19 protein-coding genes are annotated in these 19724 nt (G+C 68.8%); 13 read left to right on the forward strand and 6 right to left on the reverse strand.

The features are described from left to right. Positions 1 to 97: 97 nt before the first annotated feature. Genes AC3WLE_RS21955 through AC3WLE_RS21975 form a run of 5 tightly spaced genes read left to right on the forward strand, consistent with a single transcriptional unit; the run spans position 98 to position 6965 of the window. Entirely contained in the window at positions 98 to 2248 is a 2151-nt protein-coding gene (locus AC3WLE_RS21955; protein ID WP_492350905.1) for an acetate--CoA ligase family protein, read from the forward strand. 25 nt (positions 2249 to 2273) lie between these two features. Next, entirely contained in the window at positions 2274 to 3587 is a 1314-nt protein-coding gene (locus AC3WLE_RS21960; RefSeq protein WP_492319216.1) for a DUF1254 domain-containing protein, read from the forward strand. A gap of 11 nt (positions 3588 to 3598) precedes the next feature. Then, positions 3599 to 4915, forward strand: a complete 1317-nt coding sequence (locus tag AC3WLE_RS21965; RefSeq protein ID WP_492319215.1) for a DUF1254 domain-containing protein — start codon at positions 3599 to 3601, stop codon at positions 4913 to 4915. Then, positions 4912 to 5892, forward strand: coding sequence for a Bug family tripartite tricarboxylate transporter substrate binding protein (locus tag AC3WLE_RS21970; RefSeq protein WP_492319214.1), 981 nt, complete (start codon positions 4912 to 4914; stop codon positions 5890 to 5892). The genes AC3WLE_RS21965 and AC3WLE_RS21970 overlap by 4 nt, the downstream gene beginning before the upstream one ends. Positions 5893 to 5951: 59 nt before the next feature. Further along, positions 5952 to 6965 (forward strand): Bug family tripartite tricarboxylate transporter substrate binding protein, encoded by a 1014-nt coding sequence (locus tag AC3WLE_RS21975; RefSeq protein WP_492319213.1) that lies wholly within the window; start codon positions 5952 to 5954, stop codon positions 6963 to 6965. A 16-nt stretch (positions 6966 to 6981) separates the two neighbouring features. Here the strand turns inward: AC3WLE_RS21975 and AC3WLE_RS21980 are convergent, their stop codons facing one another. The 3 genes from AC3WLE_RS21980 to AC3WLE_RS21990 form a co-directional block, all read right to left on the reverse strand. Beyond that, entirely contained in the window at positions 6982 to 8172 is a 1191-nt protein-coding gene (locus AC3WLE_RS21980) for a M24 family metallopeptidase (RefSeq protein ID WP_492319212.1), read from the reverse strand. An 11-nt stretch (positions 8173 to 8183) separates the two neighbouring features. Next, positions 8184 to 9152 (reverse strand): Bug family tripartite tricarboxylate transporter substrate binding protein, encoded by a 969-nt coding sequence (locus AC3WLE_RS21985; RefSeq protein WP_492319211.1) that lies wholly within the window; start codon positions 9150 to 9152, stop codon positions 8184 to 8186. A gap of 119 nt (positions 9153 to 9271) precedes the next feature. Then, positions 9272 to 9877: a TetR/AcrR family transcriptional regulator gene (locus AC3WLE_RS21990; protein ID WP_492319210.1), complete on the reverse strand. Its 606-nt coding sequence runs from the start codon at positions 9875 to 9877 to the stop codon at positions 9272 to 9274. Positions 9878 to 9994: 117 nt separating this feature from the next. Here AC3WLE_RS21990 and AC3WLE_RS21995 point away from each other — a divergent pair, with 117 nt between their 5' ends. Continuing rightward, complete coding sequence (locus AC3WLE_RS21995; protein WP_492319209.1) at positions 9995 to 10486, forward strand: flavodoxin family protein; 492 nt, start codon at positions 9995 to 9997, stop codon at positions 10484 to 10486. Between the two features lie 46 nt (positions 10487 to 10532). Here AC3WLE_RS21995 and AC3WLE_RS22000 read toward each other — a convergent pair whose 3' ends face one another. Then, positions 10533 to 10742, reverse strand: a complete 210-nt coding sequence (locus tag AC3WLE_RS22000; RefSeq protein ID WP_492319208.1) for a hypothetical protein — start codon at positions 10740 to 10742, stop codon at positions 10533 to 10535. Positions 10743 to 11105: 363 nt separating this feature from the next. Here AC3WLE_RS22000 and flhC point away from each other — a divergent pair, with 363 nt between their 5' ends. The 3 genes from flhC to AC3WLE_RS22015 all read left to right on the forward strand — a co-directional run bounded on the left by flhC (position 11106) and on the right by AC3WLE_RS22015 (position 13621). After that, positions 11106 to 11717, forward strand: coding sequence for a flagellar transcriptional regulator FlhC (gene flhC / locus AC3WLE_RS22005; protein ID WP_492356148.1), 612 nt, complete (start codon positions 11106 to 11108; stop codon positions 11715 to 11717). Between the two features lie 130 nt (positions 11718 to 11847). Next, a complete protein-coding gene (locus tag AC3WLE_RS22010) occupies positions 11848 to 12225 on the forward strand; it encodes a hypothetical protein (protein ID WP_492356147.1) in 378 nt (125 codons plus the stop codon). Between the two features lie 517 nt (positions 12226 to 12742). Next, positions 12743 to 13621, forward strand: coding sequence for a lipid A biosynthesis lauroyl acyltransferase (locus AC3WLE_RS22015; RefSeq protein WP_492319205.1), 879 nt, complete (start codon positions 12743 to 12745; stop codon positions 13619 to 13621). A gap of 7 nt (positions 13622 to 13628) precedes the next feature. Here the strand turns inward: AC3WLE_RS22015 and AC3WLE_RS22020 are convergent, their stop codons facing one another. Continuing rightward, positions 13629 to 14465 carry an IclR family transcriptional regulator gene (locus AC3WLE_RS22020; protein ID WP_492319204.1) on the reverse strand — a complete coding sequence of 279 codons (837 nt, stop codon included), beginning with the start codon at positions 14463 to 14465 and terminating at the stop codon, positions 13629 to 13631. A gap of 109 nt (positions 14466 to 14574) precedes the next feature. On the opposite strand from AC3WLE_RS22020, the gene AC3WLE_RS22025 reads away from it, so the two are divergent. The 4 genes from AC3WLE_RS22025 to AC3WLE_RS22040 all read left to right on the forward strand — a co-directional run bounded on the left by AC3WLE_RS22025 (position 14575) and on the right by AC3WLE_RS22040 (position 18802). After that, positions 14575 to 15345, forward strand: a complete 771-nt coding sequence (locus tag AC3WLE_RS22025; protein ID WP_035826248.1) for an enoyl-CoA hydratase/isomerase family protein — start codon at positions 14575 to 14577, stop codon at positions 15343 to 15345. Positions 15346 to 15358: 13 nt separating this feature from the next. Next, positions 15359 to 16573, forward strand: coding sequence for a CaiB/BaiF CoA transferase family protein (locus tag AC3WLE_RS22030; protein ID WP_492356146.1), 1215 nt, complete (start codon positions 15359 to 15361; stop codon positions 16571 to 16573). After that, positions 16570 to 17736 (forward strand): acyl-CoA dehydrogenase family protein, encoded by a 1167-nt coding sequence (locus tag AC3WLE_RS22035; protein ID WP_492356145.1) that lies wholly within the window; start codon positions 16570 to 16572, stop codon positions 17734 to 17736. Before AC3WLE_RS22030 ends, AC3WLE_RS22035 begins: the two co-directional genes overlap by 4 nt. Before the next feature lie 61 nt (positions 17737 to 17797). Then, positions 17798 to 18802, forward strand: a complete 1005-nt coding sequence (locus AC3WLE_RS22040) for a Bug family tripartite tricarboxylate transporter substrate binding protein (protein ID WP_492356144.1) — start codon at positions 17798 to 17800, stop codon at positions 18800 to 18802. Between the two features lie 25 nt (positions 18803 to 18827). On the opposite strand, the gene AC3WLE_RS22045 is transcribed toward AC3WLE_RS22040, so the two are convergent. Next, positions 18828 to 19721 carry a LysR family transcriptional regulator gene (locus tag AC3WLE_RS22045; RefSeq protein ID WP_492356143.1) on the reverse strand — a complete coding sequence of 298 codons (894 nt, stop codon included), beginning with the start codon at positions 19719 to 19721 and terminating at the stop codon, positions 18828 to 18830. Positions 19722 to 19724: the final 3 nt, after the last annotated feature.

The following is a 19724-nucleotide window of genomic DNA, read 5'->3' on the forward strand; positions in this document are numbered from 1 at the left end:
TCATCATAACATGTCATGACAACATGCTCGGACACACCAATGACAAGATTCGCTGCGCCGTCTTGGAAGTCATGGCGCAGGCATACGGAGACAAGCGATGCCAGACCTCTGCGCCCTGTTGCAGCCGCGCACCATCGCCGTGATCGGCGCCTCCACCCAGCCCGACAAGGTGGGCGGCATGCCGGTGCGGCTGCTGAGCGAACTGGGCTACGCCGGCCGCATCATTCCCGTGCATGCCACGGCGCGTGAAGTACAGGGGCTGGCTGCGGTGCCCTCGCTGGATGCGCTGGACACACCGGCCGACCTCGCCATCGTGGCGCTGCCGGTCAGTGCCAGCCTGAACGCCATGCGCCAGCTGGCGCGCAACGACACGCGCGCCGCGGTGTTCTTCACTTCGGGCTTTGCTGAAACCGGCGGCGACGGCATCGCCATGCAGGCGGAGCTGGCGGCCCTGGCGCAAGCGCACGGCATCACGCTGCTGGGGCCCAACTGCCTGGGCGCGATGAACCTGCGCGAGCGCGTCTTTGCCACCTTCTCGCCGATGCCGCTGAGCGGGCTGCCGCCGCTGGGCGATGTCGGGCTGGTCAGCCAGAGCGGCGCCTTCGGCGCCTATGCCTTTGGGCTGGCGCGCGAGGCATCGCTGGGGCTGAGCCACTGGGTCACCACCGGCAACGAAGCCGGCCTGCACGTGGCCGACGTGATCGAATGGCTGGCGCACGACGACGCCACCCGCGTGATCCTGGCCTACCTGGAAGGCTGCCGCGACGGCACCCGCCTGCGCCGCGCGCTGGCGGCGGCGCGTGCCGCGGGCAAGCCGGTGGTGGTGACCAAGGTCGGCACCACCGAGGCCGGGGCCCGCTCCGCGCAATCGCACACGGCCAGCCTGGCCGGCGAGGACGCCGTCTACCAGGCGGTCTTCGACGAGTACGGCGTATTCCGCGCCCATACGCTGGATGACTTCTTCCGGCTGGGCTACGTGCTCTCGCGCGGGCGCCGGCCGACGCGCTGGCAGCCCTCGGCGAAAGAGCCGGAAAGCGCCGTCACGCCGGTCGCATTGGTCACGGTTTCGGGCGGCGTCGGCATCATGATGGCCGACCAGGCCGAGGCGCTGGACCTGCCCCTGCCGCCCATGCCGGAAGCCGCGGCCACGGCGCTGCGCAGCGCCATCCCCTTTGCCAGCACGGCCAATCCCATCGATGTCACCGGGCAGATCGTGGCGCAGCCGGAAGTGCTGCTGGACGCGATTGCCGCCGCGGCGCAAAGCCCCGACTACGGCAGTGTCGTCGCCTTCCTGGCGGGCGGCGTTGGTGCGCCGCGCATCTGGCCTGGCCTGCAGGAAGCTGTCGAGACCCTGCACCGCAGCGGCACCGCGGCGCCGCTGCTGTTCAGCGGGCTGGTCGATGACGAAAAGCGCCGCTGGCTCGAAGCGCGCGGCGCGCTGGTCTTCCGCGAACCCGCCCACGCGGTGCAGGCCGTGGCCGTGCTGGCCCGCGCCGCCGCGCAGGCAGCGGCAGCACAAGCGAAGCCCGCCGTAGCTGCCGCGGCCCTGGCTGCGCCGGACCTCCCGCGCGACACCACGTCGCTGTCCGAGTTCGATGCCATGCAGTGGCTCAACGCCTGCGGCATCCCCACCGCACCCCACGGACTGGCGCGCGATGCCGACGAGGCCGTGCGCATCGCCGAAGGCATCGGCTACCCGGTTGCCGTCAAGCTGTGTTCGCCCGACATCCTGCACAAGAGCGACGTAGGCGGCGTGGTGCTGAACGTGGCCGATGCGCAGGCGGTGCGTGCGGCGTTTGCGCAGGTGCAGGCCGCCGCTACCAACCACGGCAGCCCGGCGCGCTTCGACGGCGCGCTGGTCGCCGGCATGGTGCGCGGCTGGGGCGAACTGATGGTGGGCGTGCGGCGTGACCCGGTCTTCGGGCTGGTAGCGCTGGCCGGCATCGGCGGCACGGCAGTTGAGATCTTCCGGCAGACCGCGTTCGGCCTGGCCCCGCTGACCCATGCCCGCGCCTGCACCATGCTGCGCGCAAGCCGTGCCGAAGCGCTGCTGTGCGGCCATCGCGGCCATCCCGCAGTCGACGCCGATGCCGTGGCCGAAGTGCTGGTGCGCGTGTCGCAGGCCGCCGCCGCACTCGGGCCGCGGCTGGACACGCTGGAGATCAATCCGCTGATCGTCACCGCCCAGGGCGTGGTCGCGGCCGATGCCGTGGTCACGCTGCATGCCGGGGACGGCATCAACGAGTAAAGCAAAACCCGACGGAGACAACGCCATGAACCAACCCGCTGCGCCCTTCCTTGCCGGCGCACCCATCGACACGCCCCAGGAAGCCCTCACCGCCGCGGCGGCGTTGCCGCTGGTGCTCGCCACCTATCCGCTGTTTGAAAGCCTGCGCACCTGCCGGCTGCAGACCTCAGTAGCGCAGGCCACGGGCTACGGCCGTGCCCCCGTCAACGTGCTGTCGGCCAGCACCCACCAGTGGACGCACAAGGACCGCGACATCGTCACCCCGGCCAATGACCTGCTCTACTTCTGCGCCTGGGCCAACCTGGCCGACGGCCCGGTCACGCTGCACGTGCCGGCGCTGCCGGATGCCAGCCGCTATTACGTGGTGGAGTTGCTGGACGCCTGGACCAACAACTTCGAGAACCTGGGCCCGCGCAACGTGCCCGCGGCCGGCGCCGACATCGTGCTGGCCGGCCCCGGGCAGCACGCCGAAGGCGACCGCGTGGTGCGCTGCCCCACCTCACTGGTCTGGCTGCTGGGCCGCGTGCTGGTGACCGGTGCCGACGACCTGCCGGCGGCGAGCGCCTTCGAGAACGGTTTCCGCCTGTCCGGCGGCACCAGGATGCAGCCCGCCTGCGTGCGCGACTGGCAGGAGGGCGGCGAGCCCGCGCTGGACTTCTTCGCCAACATCTTCAACGCCCTGCGCGAGTATCCCGCCGAGCCTTCCGCCGCCGGCCTGCTGTCGCTGCTGCGCAAATGCGGCATCCGCGCCGGCGACGCCGTCGATGTGGGTGCGCTGCGGCCTGCGGTGCAACAGGGCCTGGTCCGCGCCTGGCACGAAGGCATGGCCCTGATCGAAGCCAACACCCGCAGCCATGCGCGCAAGAGCTGGACCTACAGCCTGCTGCTGGGCCGCTATGGCGACGACTGGATGCAGCGCGCGGTCACCGCGATGAAGGGCCTGGGCGCACTGCGCGCCGACGAGGCCGTCTATGCCGCTGCCGACTACGACGCCGATGGCGAACCGCTGCACGGCCGCCACACCTACGCCCTGCACTTTCCCGCGGGACACCTGCCGCCGGCGCAGGCGTTCTGGTCGGTCTCGCTCTACGGCGCCGACCGCTTCTTCACCGACAACGCCATCGGGCGCTATGCGCTGGGCGACCGCAGCCCCGGTCTGCAATACGATGCCGACGGTGGCCTCACGCTGACCATCTCGCACCAGCGCCCCACGCGGGCGCAGGACAACTGGCTGCCGGCACCGGACGGCCCGTTCTACCTGATCCTGCGGCTCTACCACCCGACCGATGGCTTCATGGCCGGCGGCTACGTGATCCCGCCCTTGCGGCGCGTTGCCTGATGGAGCGCGCCATGGAACACCACGACAACCTGCTCGGCACGCTGGCGTGCGACGCGGTGCGCTACACGCTGCCGCTGTACGAGATGGCGCGCATGCGCGCCGCCACCTGCCCGCGGCGCGATGGCGCCGGGGTCTTCGCCGGCGACGGGCCCGATTCCACGCAGCGCTGGATCAACACCGTCACGCACGTGCGCGCGCTGCTCGGCCCGCAGCACCGGCAGGTCGTCACGCCGAACAACGACACGCTCTACACCAATGCGTGGCTCGACCTGTCCGGCGGCCCGCTGCTGCTCGACGTGCCCGACTGCCACGGCCGCTACTACGTGCTAGGCCTGCTCGACGCCTATACCAACCCGTTCGGCTATATCGGCACCCGCACCACCGGCACGCAAGGCGGCACCTGGCTGCTGCATGGGCCAGCCTGGCGGGGCGAGGTGCCAGCCGGCGCAACGCCGCTGCCCTGCCCCACCAACGCGGCCTGGATCATCGGCCGCATCCTGGCCGATGGCGAAGCCGATTTGCCGGGTGCACATGCCCTGCAGGACGGCATCCGCCTGCGCCGGCCAGACGGCACCAGCGCAGCAACCGTATTCGATGCGGGCATGCAAGCCGCCGAGCGGCCGGCCGATCCCGACCGCTACGCCGCCGTCGTCACCCGCATGCTGCGCGAGAACCCGCCACCCGCCGCCGAAGCGGAACTGGTCCGCAGCTTTGCCCGGGCCGGCATCGGCAGCAATGCGCCGCTGACCGAAGAGCAGCGCGCGGCACTGGCCACCGCGCTGACGCAGGTCGACGCGGAACTGGCCGCGCCCAGGGCCTCCGCGCTGGGCGGCGGCTGGTTCCTGCCGGTGGAAATCCGCACCTCGTTCGGCACCCACTACGCCCTGCGCGCCGAAGTGGCGCGCAACTACATCGGTGCGCTGGGCGTTGAGGAAGCCATGTACCTGATGGCCGATTGCGATGGCGACGGCTTGCCGCTGGACGGCAGGCGCCAGTATGAACTGGTGTTTCCCCGGCAAGGACTACCCCAGGTGGGCGCATTCTGGTCGCTGACCATGTACCGTAAATCGGACTGCATGCTGGTCGAGAACTCCCTGCAGCGCTACTCGCTGGGCGACCGCTCGCCGGCCCTGCGCCCGGCGCCCGATGGCAGCCTGCGCATCGTGCTGGGCGCGCAGCCACCTACGGAGAACGCCCTCGCCGGCAACTGGCTGCCGGCCCCCGCTGAGCCGTTCTATGTAGCGTTGCGCCTCTACGTGCCCGGCGCCACGCACCTGGAACGCAGCTTCAGCTATCCACCCATCCGCCGCATGAAGGAAGCATCATGAATCGGACCTCAATCTTCGCCCGGGCCGTGCTGACGGCCGGCCTGGCGATGCTGTGCCTGGCCAGCCCGGCGCAGGCGCAAGCCTATCCGTCGCGGCCGGTCAAGCTGGTGTCGCCATATGGCGCCGGCGGCTCCAATGACATCTCTGCCCGCATCCTTGCCGAGGCACTTGGCCACAAGCTGGGCCAGCAGGTGGTGGTGGAGAACAAGCCTGGCGCCGGCACGCGGCTGGCCACCGAGCAGGTGGCCCATGCCGCGCCGGACGGCTACACCCTGCTGTGGGCCGCCGCGCCCTTCGCCATCAATACCGCGGCAGGTATCGCCCAGCGCTACGACGTCCACAAGGACTTCGTGCCGGTGGGGCCGCGCGTGCTGGGCCCGGTCTTCCTGATCGTCAATGCCAGCTCGCCGGCTCGCACCGTTGCCGACTTCGTGCGCATGGCCCGGGACAAGCCGGATGGCGTGACGCTGGCCTCCCCGGGCGCAGGCTCCGGCCCGCACCTGACCGCCGAGCTATTCGGGCAGGTCGGCAAGTTCAAGCTGCTGAATGTCCATTACCGCGGCGACGCCACCGCCTATACCGAACTGCTGGCCGGCCGCGCGGACGCCACCCTGACCGCCATCACCTCGGCGCTGCCCTTTATCAAGGCCGGCAAGCTGCGCGTGCTGGCAGTGGCCTCGGAGCAGCGTTCGCCGGTCTATCCGGATGCGCCCACCTTTGCCGAGCAGGGTTACCCGGGCATGGTCGGCTACGGCTGGTTCGGCCTGGTCGCGCCGGCCGGCACGCCGCCCGCCGTCTCCGAGCGCCTGAACCGCGAGGCATCGGCCGTGCTGGCCGATGCCGAGATCCGCAAGAAGCTGCTGGGGCTGGGGCTCGAGCCGCAGCCGGAGCCGGGCAGCGCGTTTTCCGCCTTCATCGACCAGGAGATCGGAAAATGGGGCAAGCTGATCAAGGCGCGCGGCATCAGGCTGGAGTGAGACCTTCCCTTCGACATAGGGCAATACGTGACCATTCATCCCAAGGAGACAACGCCGTCATGATGACCGCTGCCCCCCTGCTGCGCGGCCCGCTGCTGCAAGCCGCCCTGCCCCTGCTCACCGTGCTGGCCCTGGCCGCCGCGCCCGCCCCGGCCGGCGCACAGGGCGCCTACCCGGCCAAGCCCATCCACCTGATCGTCGCCTACCCGCCGGGCGGGCTGACCGACACGCTGGCGCGCGCCATCGGCGATGGCCTGTCGCGCCAGCTCGGCAAGACGGTGGTGGTGGAGAACAAGGGCGGTGCCGGCGGCATCATCGGCACCGACTACGTCGCCAAGTCGGCGCCTGACGGCTATACGCTGCTGATGACCATTCCCGGCCCGATCACGTCCAACCTGGCGCTGTACAAGAAGCTGCCCTACGATCCGCGCACTGAGCTGCGCCCGATCTCCGACATCGCCACCGCGCGCACCGTGCTGGCGGTCAACAGCAGCGTGCCGGCCAGGACCGTTGCCGAACTGCTGGCCTATGCCAAGGCATCGCCGGGCAAGCTGCGCATGGGGTCGTGGGGCGCGGGCACGCAGCCGCATACGATCCAGACCTACCTCGCCAGGCAGTACCAGGCTGACATGCTGCATGTGCCCTACCGCGGCGAAGGGCCGATGGTGACCGACCTGCTCGCCGGCCAGGTCAACGTGACGGTGGGCTCCGTGACCGCGCTCAAGCAACACTTCGCCACCGGCAAGCTGCGACCCCTCGCGGTCACCGGCACGCGCCGCGCACAGGGCCTGCCAGACGTGCCGACCTTCGCCGAGGCCGGCTACGCCGACGAACCGTTCCGGCTGACCGGCCCGATCACGCTGATGGCGCCCGCGAAGACACCGCAGGACATCATCGACCGCCTGGGCCGCGAGACCGCCAGCCTGGTCGCCAGCGCCGACATGCAGCGGCGCATCGTGGACATGGGCGCGGAACCGCTCGGCAATACGCCGGCACAGGCGGAGGCGGCGTACAAGGCGTACCTGCCGGTGGTGCTCAAGCTGACGGCGGATACGGGGGTGACGCTCGACTGAGCTACGCGGCAGGCGCCTAGTCCACGGTGGCGTATTCCAGCGTCTTCGGCGTCTTGATGATGACTTCCGGCTGGTCGCCAACCACCACGGTATCGTCCAGCCGGAAGCCGCCCAGGCCGTAGACATAGAGGCCCGGCTCCGCCGAATACACCTCTCCCGCAAGCAGCGGGCGGGTATTGAATGCCATGTCCTCCGGGTATTCGTGCAGCATCAGCCCGACCGCGTGGCCGGTGCGATGGAACACGTAGTCCCCGCAGCCGGCCTGCTCGATCACAGCCTGCGCGGCCGCATCCATGTCGCAGACGCGCTTGCCCACCACCGCCGCGGCAACGGCGGCGTCGGTGGCCTTTGCCGCAACCTGGTAGAGCCGCGCCTGCTCGTCGCCGGGCCGGCCGCAAAACCAGGTGCGCTCGTTCTCGACATAAAGCCCGTTCAGGCGCGGCAGCACCAGGTTGACGATGGTGTCGCCGGCGGAAATCCGTGCGCCGCATCCGGCGCCATCGCCATGCGGCGATGCCGAAGCGGGCCCGGTCAGCGTCCAGCATTTGAGGATGTCGAAGTCCTCCCCCGGAAAGCGCCGCGCCGCCTCCTCCGACATCAGCGCCGCCATGGCGTGGTCAAGCTCCTGCACCAGCCGCCCTGGCCGGAAGTTCTCGCGGTAGCGATCCTGCACCCAGTCCGTCAGCGCACCTAGCTCGCGCATGACCTGCAGCTCCTCCGCATGCTTGACCCAGCGCAGGCTGCGCATCTCCGCCATGGCGGGCCGCAGCGTGAGTTCAGGCAGGTAGCGCTGCGCACCGGCCAGGATCGGATGCTGGACGTCGACCGCAATCCGCGACATGCCGAGCCCCCTGGCACCCAGCAGCGCAGCAACCACTTCCGGCAGCTGCGCCGGCAGCGGCAGGCGGTTCGAGACACGGGGATGCTCGGCGTAGTAGGTGACATCGGCAAGCCAGACCGTGCCCTTCTCCGTCGCAAAGCGCATATGGTTGGTCGACAGCTCGTTCATGACCGCGAAGGTGTCGCCATTGCGCGGCACCACCACGAACACCGGGCGCTCCCACGGCCAGACATCGAGCTGGAAATTGGTGGCGTACTGGAAGAAGTCAGGCGTGCCGAACACCAGCGCGTCGACGCGCAGCTTGTCCATCAGCCTGTGCATCGCCGCCAGGCGATAATCGTGCACGGCCTTGGTGAGATGTGCCATGGCAGCGGTCCTCAGAGAGAAATGGCAAGGTTGCGGATGATCGGGCCCCAGGTATCGGCGTCGCGCTTCATGTAGCGCTCCACCTCGGTCGGCGGCCCCTTGATTGCATCCAGGAACTGGAAGGCAAGCTTCCCCTGGAATTGCGGGTCGTCCAGGATCTGGTTGATGTCGGCATTGACCTTGCGGATGACGCCTGCGGGCGTGCCTGCGCGGGCCACGATCGCGTACCACCCGGGTACCTGCACGTCATAGCCAAGCTCCTTGAAGGTGGGCACCGCGGGCAAGGCTGGCTGCCGCTTGTCGCCGGTGACCGCCAGCGGTATCAGCTTCTTGCCGGCGATGTAAGGCTGCACGCCCGCGAGCACATTCATCATCACCGGGGTCTGCCCGTTCATCAGGCTGGTCGAGCCGCCGCTGCCATTGAACGGCACGTGCTGCAGCCGGACTCCGGTGCGTTGCGCGACCAGTTCCATCGCCAGGTGGGTGGAGTTGCCGATGCCGCCCGACGCGAAGCTGATCTCGCCGGGGCGAGCCTTGGCCATCCGCACGAAATCCGGGAACGTATCGGCCTTGAGCGACGGCGCCGCGACAAAGACAAAGGGCGAGTTGGCGAGCATCGCCACGCCAGTCAGGTCCCGACCCGGGTTATAGGGCAGCTTCGGATACAGGAAGGGATTGAAGCTCAGGTTGGAAACGCCGGCGAAGAACAGCGTGTAGCCATCGGCGGGCTGCCCGATCACATAGCTGATCGCCAGCGTCCCGTTGGCCCCGGGCTTGTTCTCCACCACCACCGGCTGGTTCCAGGCACGACTGAGCTTTTCCGCAAGCGCGCGCGCCAGCACATCATTGCCGGTGCCGCCGGCCTGCGGCACCACCAGCCGCACTGGCTTCGAAGGGAAGGTTTGCGCCTGCCCGATCCCTGGCAGCGCCATCGCCACCGCAGTCCCGGCCACCCAGGCCAGTAGTTGTCGCCGATCCATATTGCACCCTGTTGGTTTGCCACGATTCGCCTCGTCCGCAAGGCGTGGGATGCAATGTACCATGTGGTACACGAATGGAAAAAATCGGGGTTTACGCGGATTTCCGGGGAAAAAAGCCGTTACTTGCCGGTTTGGGGAAGCGCCGCCATCCTGGCGGCGAAGTACTTCAGCGCGGCCGTCGTGCCCTTGCGGTCACCCGTGGTGACCAGGTCCAGCAGCAGCCCGCGCATGGTGGCAAGTTCCACCCGCGCGCGCAGCCCGGCCTCGGCAGCGCCAAGACCGAGGTCGCGCTGCAGGCGTGCCGCCAGCGTGGTTGTCCAGCTGCCGACGACGTCCTCCAGAAAGCCGCTGAAGCGCTCGCGGTCGCGGATGGCCTTGCCGTAGATCTCGAACATCAGCTGCATGATCGGCAGGTAGCCTGGGGCGGAATAGCGCTCCCACGCCGCCTCCATCGCGGCTTCGGGAGCCATGCCTTCCACCATCATGCGCTCGCGGGCGGCCTGCTCGGCATGGCGGATGCGATGCAACAGTGCCTGCCAGAAGCCATCCCCGGAGCCGAAGTAGTAGATCAGCATGCGGTGGCTCGTGCCGAGCGCGTCCGCCACGCTGCGCAAAGACAGATCGCCCAAGCCATTGGCGAGAACATGATCGGTGGCGGCATCCAGCAACTGGATGGCCTGCTCGCTGGCGGAGCGGTCAAGGGCGGGGGCTTTGGCTTTCGGCATGAAGGGGTGGCACGTGCGCCGGGCGCGCAGGATGGCTGCCCCGGATTCTACGATAAGTGTCGTCGCCGGCCTGCGTGATACAGTCTTCAACGTACGGCACACAGCCCACACGCAAGCATGAAAACGCTGCTGATCGTCTATCACACCATGACCGGAGGCACCCGGCAGATGGCCGAGGCCGCCGCTGGCGCGGCCCGCCAGCAGCCCGGCGTCAAGGTCGTGCTCAAGACCGCTGCCGAGGCCGGCCCGTACGATGTCCTTGCCGCCGACGGCTATCTCTTCGCCACGCCGGAGAACCTGGCCGCCATGGCAGGGATGATGAAGGACTTCTTCGACCGCTGCTATTACGCCGCGCTGGACCGCATCAACGGCCGCCCCTACGCCACCATGATCTGCGCCGGCAGCGATGGCCAGAATGCGCTGCGCCAGATCGAGCGCATCGCCACTGGCTGGCGGCTCAACGCCGTGGCGCCGGGGCTGATCGTCTGTACGCATGCGCAGACACCGGAGCGCATCCTTGCGCCCAAGCAGATCGAAGCCGGGGACCTGGCGCGTTGCGGGGAGTTGGGTGAGGGGTTGGCAGCGGGATTGGGGCTTGGGGTGTTCTGATGGCACGCTAGGTGCCGTACCGCGCTATCGGGCGGGGCGGGCCCGTTCAGGCAGCCAGTGGTGTGATGCCGCTCGGGGTGTTATTGCCGCCCTCTTCCTCCTGCACGATCAGCGCGACGCCACGCCGCCTGGCCGCAGCCATGCCGATACTGACGGCGATTTCGCGATCCTCGCAGTGCACCAGGCCCTTGCGGGCACTTTCGACCGCCAGTTCCCAGCCTTGCGCCGTCTGCCTGATCAGGAAGTTCGCAGCCATGGATCGCTCCGTCGTTGGTCTTCTTGCAGCGTAGTCCATGGGCCTGCCAATGAAATCGGCGTCAGTCCGATAGCGTGCGGGCACTTCTCCTACACCAGGATAAGGACGGTCAAATCCAGGCGCCGTACCTGACACACAATAATCGCGGAAATATGATTGTTGATGCATGTCATGGTTATAACGCCCCGATCGATCCAAAAATCCTCCTCGACTACGAGAAACCTGAGCCCCGGACCCGAGAGAAACCGTGCCGCGCACGGTGACACGCCGGGTCATGATTATCGGTGACAGGCCCGGGCAAGCCGGATCAGCAACCGGCACTTTGCCCGCGCCCATTTCCGATATATCTCCAGGAGGAGACCAATGGATGTACACGATATCGCCGGCACGGCTGTGGCCGGCTCACCGGCCCCGGTTCCGCGCGCCAGGACCCCGCTTGGCGGCAAGAGCATGCTGCAGGATGTTGAGCAGATCCGCCTGGCGATCGAGATGATCGGCCTGGGCGCCCGCCTGCAGGTGCTGGAGTCCGAAGTGTCGCTGCCACGCGTGCGCCTGATCCGGCTGTACAAGGAACTGTGCGGCGTGTCGCCGCCCAAGGGCATGCTGCCGTTCTCCACGGACTGGTTTGTCTCCTGGCGCCCGAATGCCCATGCCTCGATGCTGCTTGGCGCCTACCGCTTCATGACCAGCCGCGGCATCCTGGACGGAATCCGCGCGGTCTTGTCCAGCTACCGCATGTACCGCGAACAGCTGTGCGCCACCGGCGAGGCCTCGCAGCTGAGCTTTACCCGCGCCTGGACGCTGGTGCGCTTCTATGAGCGCGGCATGCTGCGGCTGGCGCGCTGCAGGGACTGCCGGGGCGATTATGTCGTGCAGGCCGACGATGCGCGCCACCGCTACGTCTGCGGACTGTGCCTGCCGCCGGCGCGCGCAGGCAAGGGCCGCAAACCCGCGCCGGCGGCGTTGGCCGGCTGACGCCGCGCAAGGCGTCCCAGTGTCTGCCGCCGCACAGTCCGGTGCACGGCAGGCTTCCATGATGAGTGCTTCTGCCATCCAGGCCGCCGGCGTTTCAGGCCGGCCCCGCTTGAACCAGGGAGCCTCGCCCATGTTCAGGATCACCATGCTAGGAAAAAAGACCGGCGCGGCCGCGCCCGACAACAATGACCACAACCCCGCCGAAACTCCCGCTCCGGCTGCGCCTGGCGAGCCGGGCAAGACGATGCCGGAACAGCTGGCGCAAAACCTCAAGACACAAGGCGATGCCATGATCCAGTACGGCGCGCGCCTGCTGGTGATGCGCGAGCTGCTGTGCTCGCTGACCACAGGCCTGCCGCCGGCGGCACGCGCCAGCGCCGAGCAGCGCTTCCGCCAGCGCATCAACCAGTTGATGTCGCTGACCGACGACCATGTCCTGCCGGCGGAATTCCACCGCGCCCTGCTGGCCGAGGTCAATCACTACCTGGGCGAATTGAAAAAACCCTGAGCAATTCCTGCCCGATAATCCCGCCGGTCATTATTGGCAGGCGTGGCGATGCCGCCTGCGCGTATTATTCAGCGCCATTTTCCTTTCTCCGGATCGCTCTCGGTACAGTCGGAAATGCCCTGCCCCCGGCCCGAGCATTTCCGCTGAATCACCCAGGCGCTGCAATAATCTCCCCCTGTTTGCTACTGGTAGTAACCGTCATCGCCGGGCAGCGGCCATCGTGCTACAGTGCGCCCTTCAGAGAAAGCTTGCGCAGCGACGCATAGCGCACCCACGCCGCCCCTCGGCCCGCGCGCCGTGCCGGGGGCGCCGCCCTGGCGTCCCGCCTTGCTTTGTCAGCCCCCGACGCGCACACCGTGCCGCGCCAGGCGCCAGGCATATGCCGGGGGCCGGCCCTCGCTCTTCCCGTCGTTCGGGTGCATCCCGTTCGCCACCAGCCAGTGGCGCCGAATTATTGCCGCGCAGCCGCCTGCCCGGGGCCATTGCCCGAGCCGCCGCTGCCGACCCTAGGATCTTCATGAAACACCGGCTCCAGGCTGCGCTCACCATCGCAGTCTTCAAGCTCGTCGCCGCCCTGCCATACGGTGTCACCGCACGCCTGGGCGATGCGATCGGCAAGCTGCTGTATCGCATCCCCAGCCGCCGCCGGCGCATTGTCCATACCAACCTGTCCCTGTGCTTCCCGGACATGGATGCAGACACGCGCGACAAGCTGGCACGCAACCACTTCGGCCACGTCCTGCGCAGCTATCTGGAGCGCGGCGTGCAGTGGTTCGGCAGCGCCGAGCGCCTGGGCAAGCTGGTGGAACTGGACACCCGCATCGACCTGGCCTCGTGCGCGGAGCATCCGACCATCTTCATGGGCTTCCATTTCGTCGGCATCGAGGCCGGCTGCATGTTCTATTCGATGCGCCACCCGGTGGCCTCGCTGTACACCAGGATGTCCAGCCCGATGCTGGAAGAAATCTCGCGCACGCAGCGCGGGCGCTTTGGCGCCGAGATGATCCCGCGCAGCGGCAGCGGCAAGCAGGTGGTGCGCACGCTGCGCGCCGGCTGCCCGGTGATGCTGGCGTCGGACATGGATTTCGGCATCAACGATTCGGTGTTCGTGCCGTTCTTTGGCGTGCCGGCCTGCACGCTGACCTCGGCCTCGCGCCTGGCCAGCATGACCGGCGCGCGTGTGGTGCCCTTTACCACCGAGGTGCTGCCCGACTACCGCGGCTACCGGCTGCGCGTGTTCGATCCGCTGGAGGGCTTCCCCTCGGGCAGCGTCGAGGAAGATTCGCGCCGCATGAACGCCTTTCTCGAAGCCCAGATCGCCACCATGCCGGAGCAGTATTACTGGATCCACCGGCGCTTCAAGAACCGGCCCGCAGGCATGCCGTCGGTGTACTGAACCCGGATTATCCGGCGGCGCGGCGCCAGGCCTCCTGGATGTCCGCCACCAGCCGCGCCAGCTGGGCCGCATAGCGGGCATTGTCGCGGCTGCGCTCGCTCTCGTTGAACGGGAAGCTGATATTGAGCCCGTACAGCTGCTGGTCCGGCCCGGAAAATGCGGCCCCCACGGCCAGCAGGTGCCCGGGCTGGTAGGCCGCGGTGCAATAGCCGTGCCGCTGCGCCTGCGCGATGCCGCGCAGCACCTGGGCCCGCATATTGATCCAGGCCTCGCCCTGGCGCGCGGCAATGCCGGCCAGCAGGTCCTCCCTCACCCCCTCAGGCTGCGCCGCCAGCCATGACAGCCCGATCGCCGTCATCTCCATCGGCACGCGGGTTCCCGGCACCACGCGCCGCGTGCGCGACACGCTGTCGCGGCTGTGCCGGATCGACGCCAGGTACACCATCTCCAGCTGGTCGCCCACGGCCAGCCCCACGTTGACCTTGCCGGCCTCGGCTACCTTGCGCATCAGCGGCAATGCAATGTCCGGCGCGCGGCTTGACTGGTGGAAGGCATCGGCCAGGCTCAGCACCACCGGCGCCAGCCGGTAGGCGCGTTCGTTCACGTCATAGCGCAGGAAGCCGGCATCCACCAGCGAGCGCGTCAGCCGGCTGACGGTGGGGCGCGGCAGGCCGGTGCGCACCGCCAGCTCGGCATTGGTCAGGCTGGTGGTGCCAACACGGAAGGCCCGCAGCAGCACCAGCCCGCGCTCCAGCGACTGGCTGCCCGCGGTGTCGCGGGTAAAGCGGCCGGTCTGGTGCGTGACGCGGCGGGTGGAGGGCTCTGGCAGCACGGCGTCCGGCATCGCCAATAATTTCAGTTAGTGAAATTAGAGTATAGCGGTACGGCCGCGCGGCGCGAATACTGTGTCCATCCCGGCCCCCGAGCCGATCCACCACAGAGGAACGCCCCGCATGTCAGCCGACGCCAATATCCAGGTCACCCATGAAGGCCACGTCGCCCGCATCGTCCTGTCCCGCCCGCCGCACAATTTTGTCGATGCCGACATCATGCGGCGCCTGGCCGACACCCTGCAGGCGCTGGACGACGACGAGAACTGCCGCGCCATCGTGCTGGCGTCCGGCGTCAGCGCTTTCTGCGCCGGGGCTGACTTCAGCGGCGCCGACCAGGGCGCGGTTGCCAACGACCCGGGCGGCTTCTACGCGCATGCGATGAGGCTCTACCGCAACCGCAAGCCGATCGTGGCCGCGGTGGAAGGCGCCGCCATCGGCGCCGGCATGGGGCTGGCGCTGGTGGCGGACTTCCGCGTGACCTGCGCCGAGGCGCGCTTCAGCGCCAACTTCAACCGGCTGGGATTCCACCCCGGTTTCGGCATGAGCCTGACGCTGCCGCGGCTGGTGGGCGAGCAGCAGGCCGCGCTGCTGTTCTATACCGGCCGGCGCATCACCGGCACCGACGCGGTCGAGATTGGCCTGGCCGATGAACTGGTGGAAAAGGCGCAGGTCAATGCCCGCGCCATGGCCCTGGCGCAAGAGATCGCCGCCTCCGCCCCGCTGGCCGTGGAAACCACGCGCGCCACGCTGCGCGAAGGGCTGGCCGACCGCATCGCCGAGATCAACCAGCGCGAACTGGCAATCCAGCACGGACAGTTCCGCAGCGAAGACTTCCGCGAGGGCGTCGCCGCCATGGCCGCGCGCCGCGCCCCTGTTTTCAAGCGCCGTTGAAGGAGTGGCCCCGATGAGCGAACAAGACACCCGCGCCACGCCGGCCGGCCCGCTGGACGGCATCCGCGTGCTGGACCTCACCGCGGTCGTGCTCGGGCCGCTGGCCACGCAGGTGCTGGCCGACTTTGGCGCCGACGTGATCAAGATCGAAGGGCCCGAGGGCGACCTGATGCGCGCCAACGGCGTCTCGCAGCACGCCGGCATGAGCTCGATCTACCTGGCGCTGAACCGCAACAAGCGCTCGGTCGTGCTCGACCTGAAGACCCCCGAGGGCGCCGAGGCGCTGCGCGGGCTGATCGCCAGCGCCGACGTGCTGGTGCACAACATGCGCGTAGCCGCGATCGAGCGGCTGGGCTTCGGCTATGCCGAAGTGGCGCGCATCAACCCGCGCATCGTCTACTGCGTGGCCACCGGCTTCGGCCAGGACGGTCCGCACCGCGACAAGCCGGCCTTCGACGACATCATCCAGGCCGGCTGCGGGCTGGTCGCGCTGGGTTCCACCACCGGCGATCGCCCGGAGTACGTGCCCAGCCTGATCGCCGACAAGACCACCGGGCTGGCACTGGCCAACGCCGTGCTGGCAGCCCTGCTGTACCGCGAGCGCCACGGCGTCGGCCAGTCGGTGGAGGTGCCGATGCTGGAGACCATGACCGCGTTCGTGATGGCCGAGCACCTGGGCGGCCTGACCTTCGAGCCCGCGCCCGCCGGTGCCGGCTACGCCCGTCTGCTGCAGGGCGGGCGCCGCCCCGCGCCGACCCGCGACGGCTGGATCTGCGCCCTGCCCTACACCGAGCGCCACTGGCAAGCCTTCTTCCGCGCGGTGGGCCGCGACGACCTGGCCGAGCGCTACGAGGTGGCCGACCGCGCGCAGCGCAACGCCAATATCCGCGCGCTGTACGGTCACCTGGCCGAGCTGACGCCGGCGCGCACTACCGATGAATGGATGGGGCTGTTCGAGTCGCTCGACATCCCCGCCACGCCGATCTATGGCCTGGACGCGCTGGTCGACCACCCGCATCTGCGCGCCGTCGGCCTGTTCCAGGAAACGCAGCACCCCACCGAAGGCCCGCTGCGCGAAGTGCGCCCCGCCGCGCGCTTCTCGGCCACGCCGCTGTCGCTGCGCCGCCATGCGCCGGGACTGGGCGAACACACCGCCGAAGTCCTGCAGGAGCTGGCCTCGCACAAGGCGTCAGCCAACCATAACGAATCAGCAGGAGACAGGGCATGAACTTTGAACTGGACGAAGAACACCGGATGCTCAAGGACCTGGTCGCGCGCTTTGTGCGCGAGCAGCTGATCCCGCTGGAACCCGCGGTGCTGGCGCGCGAAGCCGCCGGCGGGCAGATGACGCTGCTGCCGGAAGAGCACGCGCGGCTTGACGCGATGTCGCGCGAACTGGGCCTGTGGGGCCTGGATGCGCCCACAGAGATGGGCGGCGCCGACCTGCCCACGGTGGCCATGGTGGGCGTCAACGAAGAACTGGGCAAGACCATCACGCCCTACGAACTGCCGCCGGACTCGCCCAACCTGCGCATGCTGATGCTGAGCGCCAGCGAGGCCCAGCGTGAGCGCTACCTGGCCCCTTACGCGCGCGGCGAGACCGTGTCGGCCATCGCCATTTCCGAACCCGGCGCCGGCGGCGACCCCGCCATGATGACCACGCGCGCCGAACGCGACGGCGACCAATGGGTGCTCAACGGCCGCAAGATCTGGATCAGCCGCGCGGCACGCGCCGATTGGACCATCGTCATGGCCGTGACCGACAAGGCCAGGGGCGCGCGCGGCGGCATCTCGGCCTTTATCGTCGAGCGCGGCACGCCGGGCTTCAAGGTGGAGCGCCGCATCCCGATGATCGGCGGCGCATCGACTTACGAGGTGGTGCTGGAAGACTGCCGCATCCCCGCCTCGCAGCTGCTGGGCACCGAGGGCCAGGGCTTTGCGCCGATGCAGGCGCGGCTGTCCACGCGCCGCGTGCAGATGGCCGCGTGGTGCATCGGCCGGGCGCAGCGGGCGCTGGACATGATCTGCGAGTACGCGCCGCAGCGCCAGACCTTCGGCGCGCCGCTGGCGCAGCGCCAGGCGATCCAGTGGTGGGTGGCCGACGCCGCCACGCGCATCCACGCCTGTCGCCTGATGACCTACGAAGCCGCCAGCCGCATCGACGCCGGCGACGAGGCCCGCACGCAGGTATCGATGATCAAGGTATTCGCCACCGAGATGGCCTGGGACGTGATCGACCATGCCATGCAGACCTTCGGTGCGATGGGCATGACCAAGGAGCTGCCGCTGCAGCAGATGGCCAACGAGACCCGTTTGATGCGCATCTACGAAGGGCCCAGCGAGGTGCACCGCTGGGTGATTGCCCGCGACCTGCTCGGCCTGCGCCGCTAAGCCCTCGCTTATCCCTTGCACCGGCGGGAACACGCCGGGCTTTCCACGCTTAGGAGACACCATGCAACAGGCCTTCCGTTCCCGCCGCCGCTTCCTCGGACTGGCTGCCGCCGCGCTCGCGGCCATCGGCACCGCCACGCCGCTGGCGGCGCCCGCCGCCGAGTCCGCCGACACCTTCCCCGCCCGCCCTATCCGCTTTATCGTGCCCTTCCCTTCCGGCAGCGGCACCGACACCACCGCGCGCATGTTCGCCAAGAAGATCGGCGAGCTGACCGGCCAGGGCGTGGTGGTGGAGAACAAGCCCGGCGGCAACGGCTTTATCGGCGTGCAGACCGCGCTGAACGCGCCGGCCGACGGCTACACCGTCTTTATCGGCAGCAATTCCACGCTGTCGACCAATGCCGCCACCTTCCGCAAGCTGCCATATGACCCGTTGACGGACTTCGCGCCGATCACGCTGCTGTCTCGCGGGCCATGCGTGATCATCGTGCCGGCAAGCTCGCCCTACCGCTCCCTGGCCGAGTTGCTGGAAGATGCCCGCAAGCGCCCTGGTGCGCTCAACTATGGCTCGGGTTCTATCTCCTACACGCTCTACTCCGAGTGGCTCAACGAACTGGCCCGCATCAAGACCACCGCCGTGCCGTACAAGGGCGCGGGCGATGCCATCAACGGCGTGATGGCGGCCAATGTCGACTTCGCCGTGGTGGATGCCACCGGCGCCATCGAACTGGTCCGTGGCGGCAAGGTCCGCGCGCTGGCCTTCACCGCGCCGCAGCGCTCGCCGCTGCTGCCGGAGGTGCCTTCCATCGTCGAAGCCGGCCTGCCGGACTTCCTGGCCTACAACTGGGTGGCCGCGGCGGTCTCGGCAAAGACGCCGCCGGCGGTGGTGAAACGGCTGCAGGACCTGTTTGCGCAGGCCGGCAACGCCCCGGATGTGCGCGAGTACTACACGCGCCAGTCGACCAAGCTGATCCTGTCGTCACCGGGCGAGATGCTGCAGTACCAGAAGGATGAGATCCAGCGCTGGAAGCGGCTGGCGACGGTGGCGAAGATTCCACTGCAGTAGCCGCTTGCCCGGGGGGCCTGACGGCTCAGCGGCTGTGCTCGCTCAGCAGCACCGTCAGGCGCTGCGCCAGCGGCGACAGGTAGGCGCCCTCGCGCGAGATCACGCCGATGCTCCGGCGCAGGTCCAGTTCCTCCACGCCCAGCGGCAGCACACGCAGGCCATGCTGCATGGCATCGCCGCCTTCATTGGCGATGCTCAGCATCTGCGTGCCCTGCATCAGCGCAAACAGCGAACTGCTGCCAAAGTCGATCTCGATGCGCGGCTGCGGCTGCGGCAGGCCGCGCTGGCGGAACGCCGCGTCGACCTGCTGGCGCAGCGTGATATGCCCTTCAGGCAGCAGCCATTCCTGGTCCGCCAGGTCCGCCAGCCGCAGCTTGCGCCGCTGCAGCAAGGCATGGCCTTCGTCCGCCACCACCACCAGCCGGTCGTCGAAGAGCGGCTGCACCGCCAGGCCGGTCGATGAGGCTGCCAACGGCGCCGGCGCCACCGCCACATCCAGTTCCCCGGCCGCCAGCAGGTCCAGCAGGTCGCGCGCCAGCCTGCGGCGTAGCCGCAGCCGTGCCACGGGCCGCTCGCGCACCAGTTGCCGGCAAGCGCCCAGGATCAAGCTGCCCGGGATCGACGGCGAATAGCCCACGCGCAGGATGCCCTGCTCGCCGGTGCGGATCCCCAGCATCTCCTTGATGCCGTCCTCGTATTCCAGCTGGATGCGCCGCGCCCGCTCCAGGAAGCGCGTGCCGGCGTAGGTGGCGGTCATGCCGTTGGCGGTGCGCTCGAACAGCGGCAGCCCGGCCTGGGTCTCCACCCGCTGCACCGCCTTGGTCAGCGCCGGCTGGCTGATCCCCAGCGCGTCCGCGGCACGGCCGATGCCGCCGTGCGCCGCCACGGCAAGGATGTACTCGATATCCCGCGTCTCCATTGC

The sequence above is a fragment of the Cupriavidus sp. FW306-1B-F12B genome (assembly GCF_058781795.1).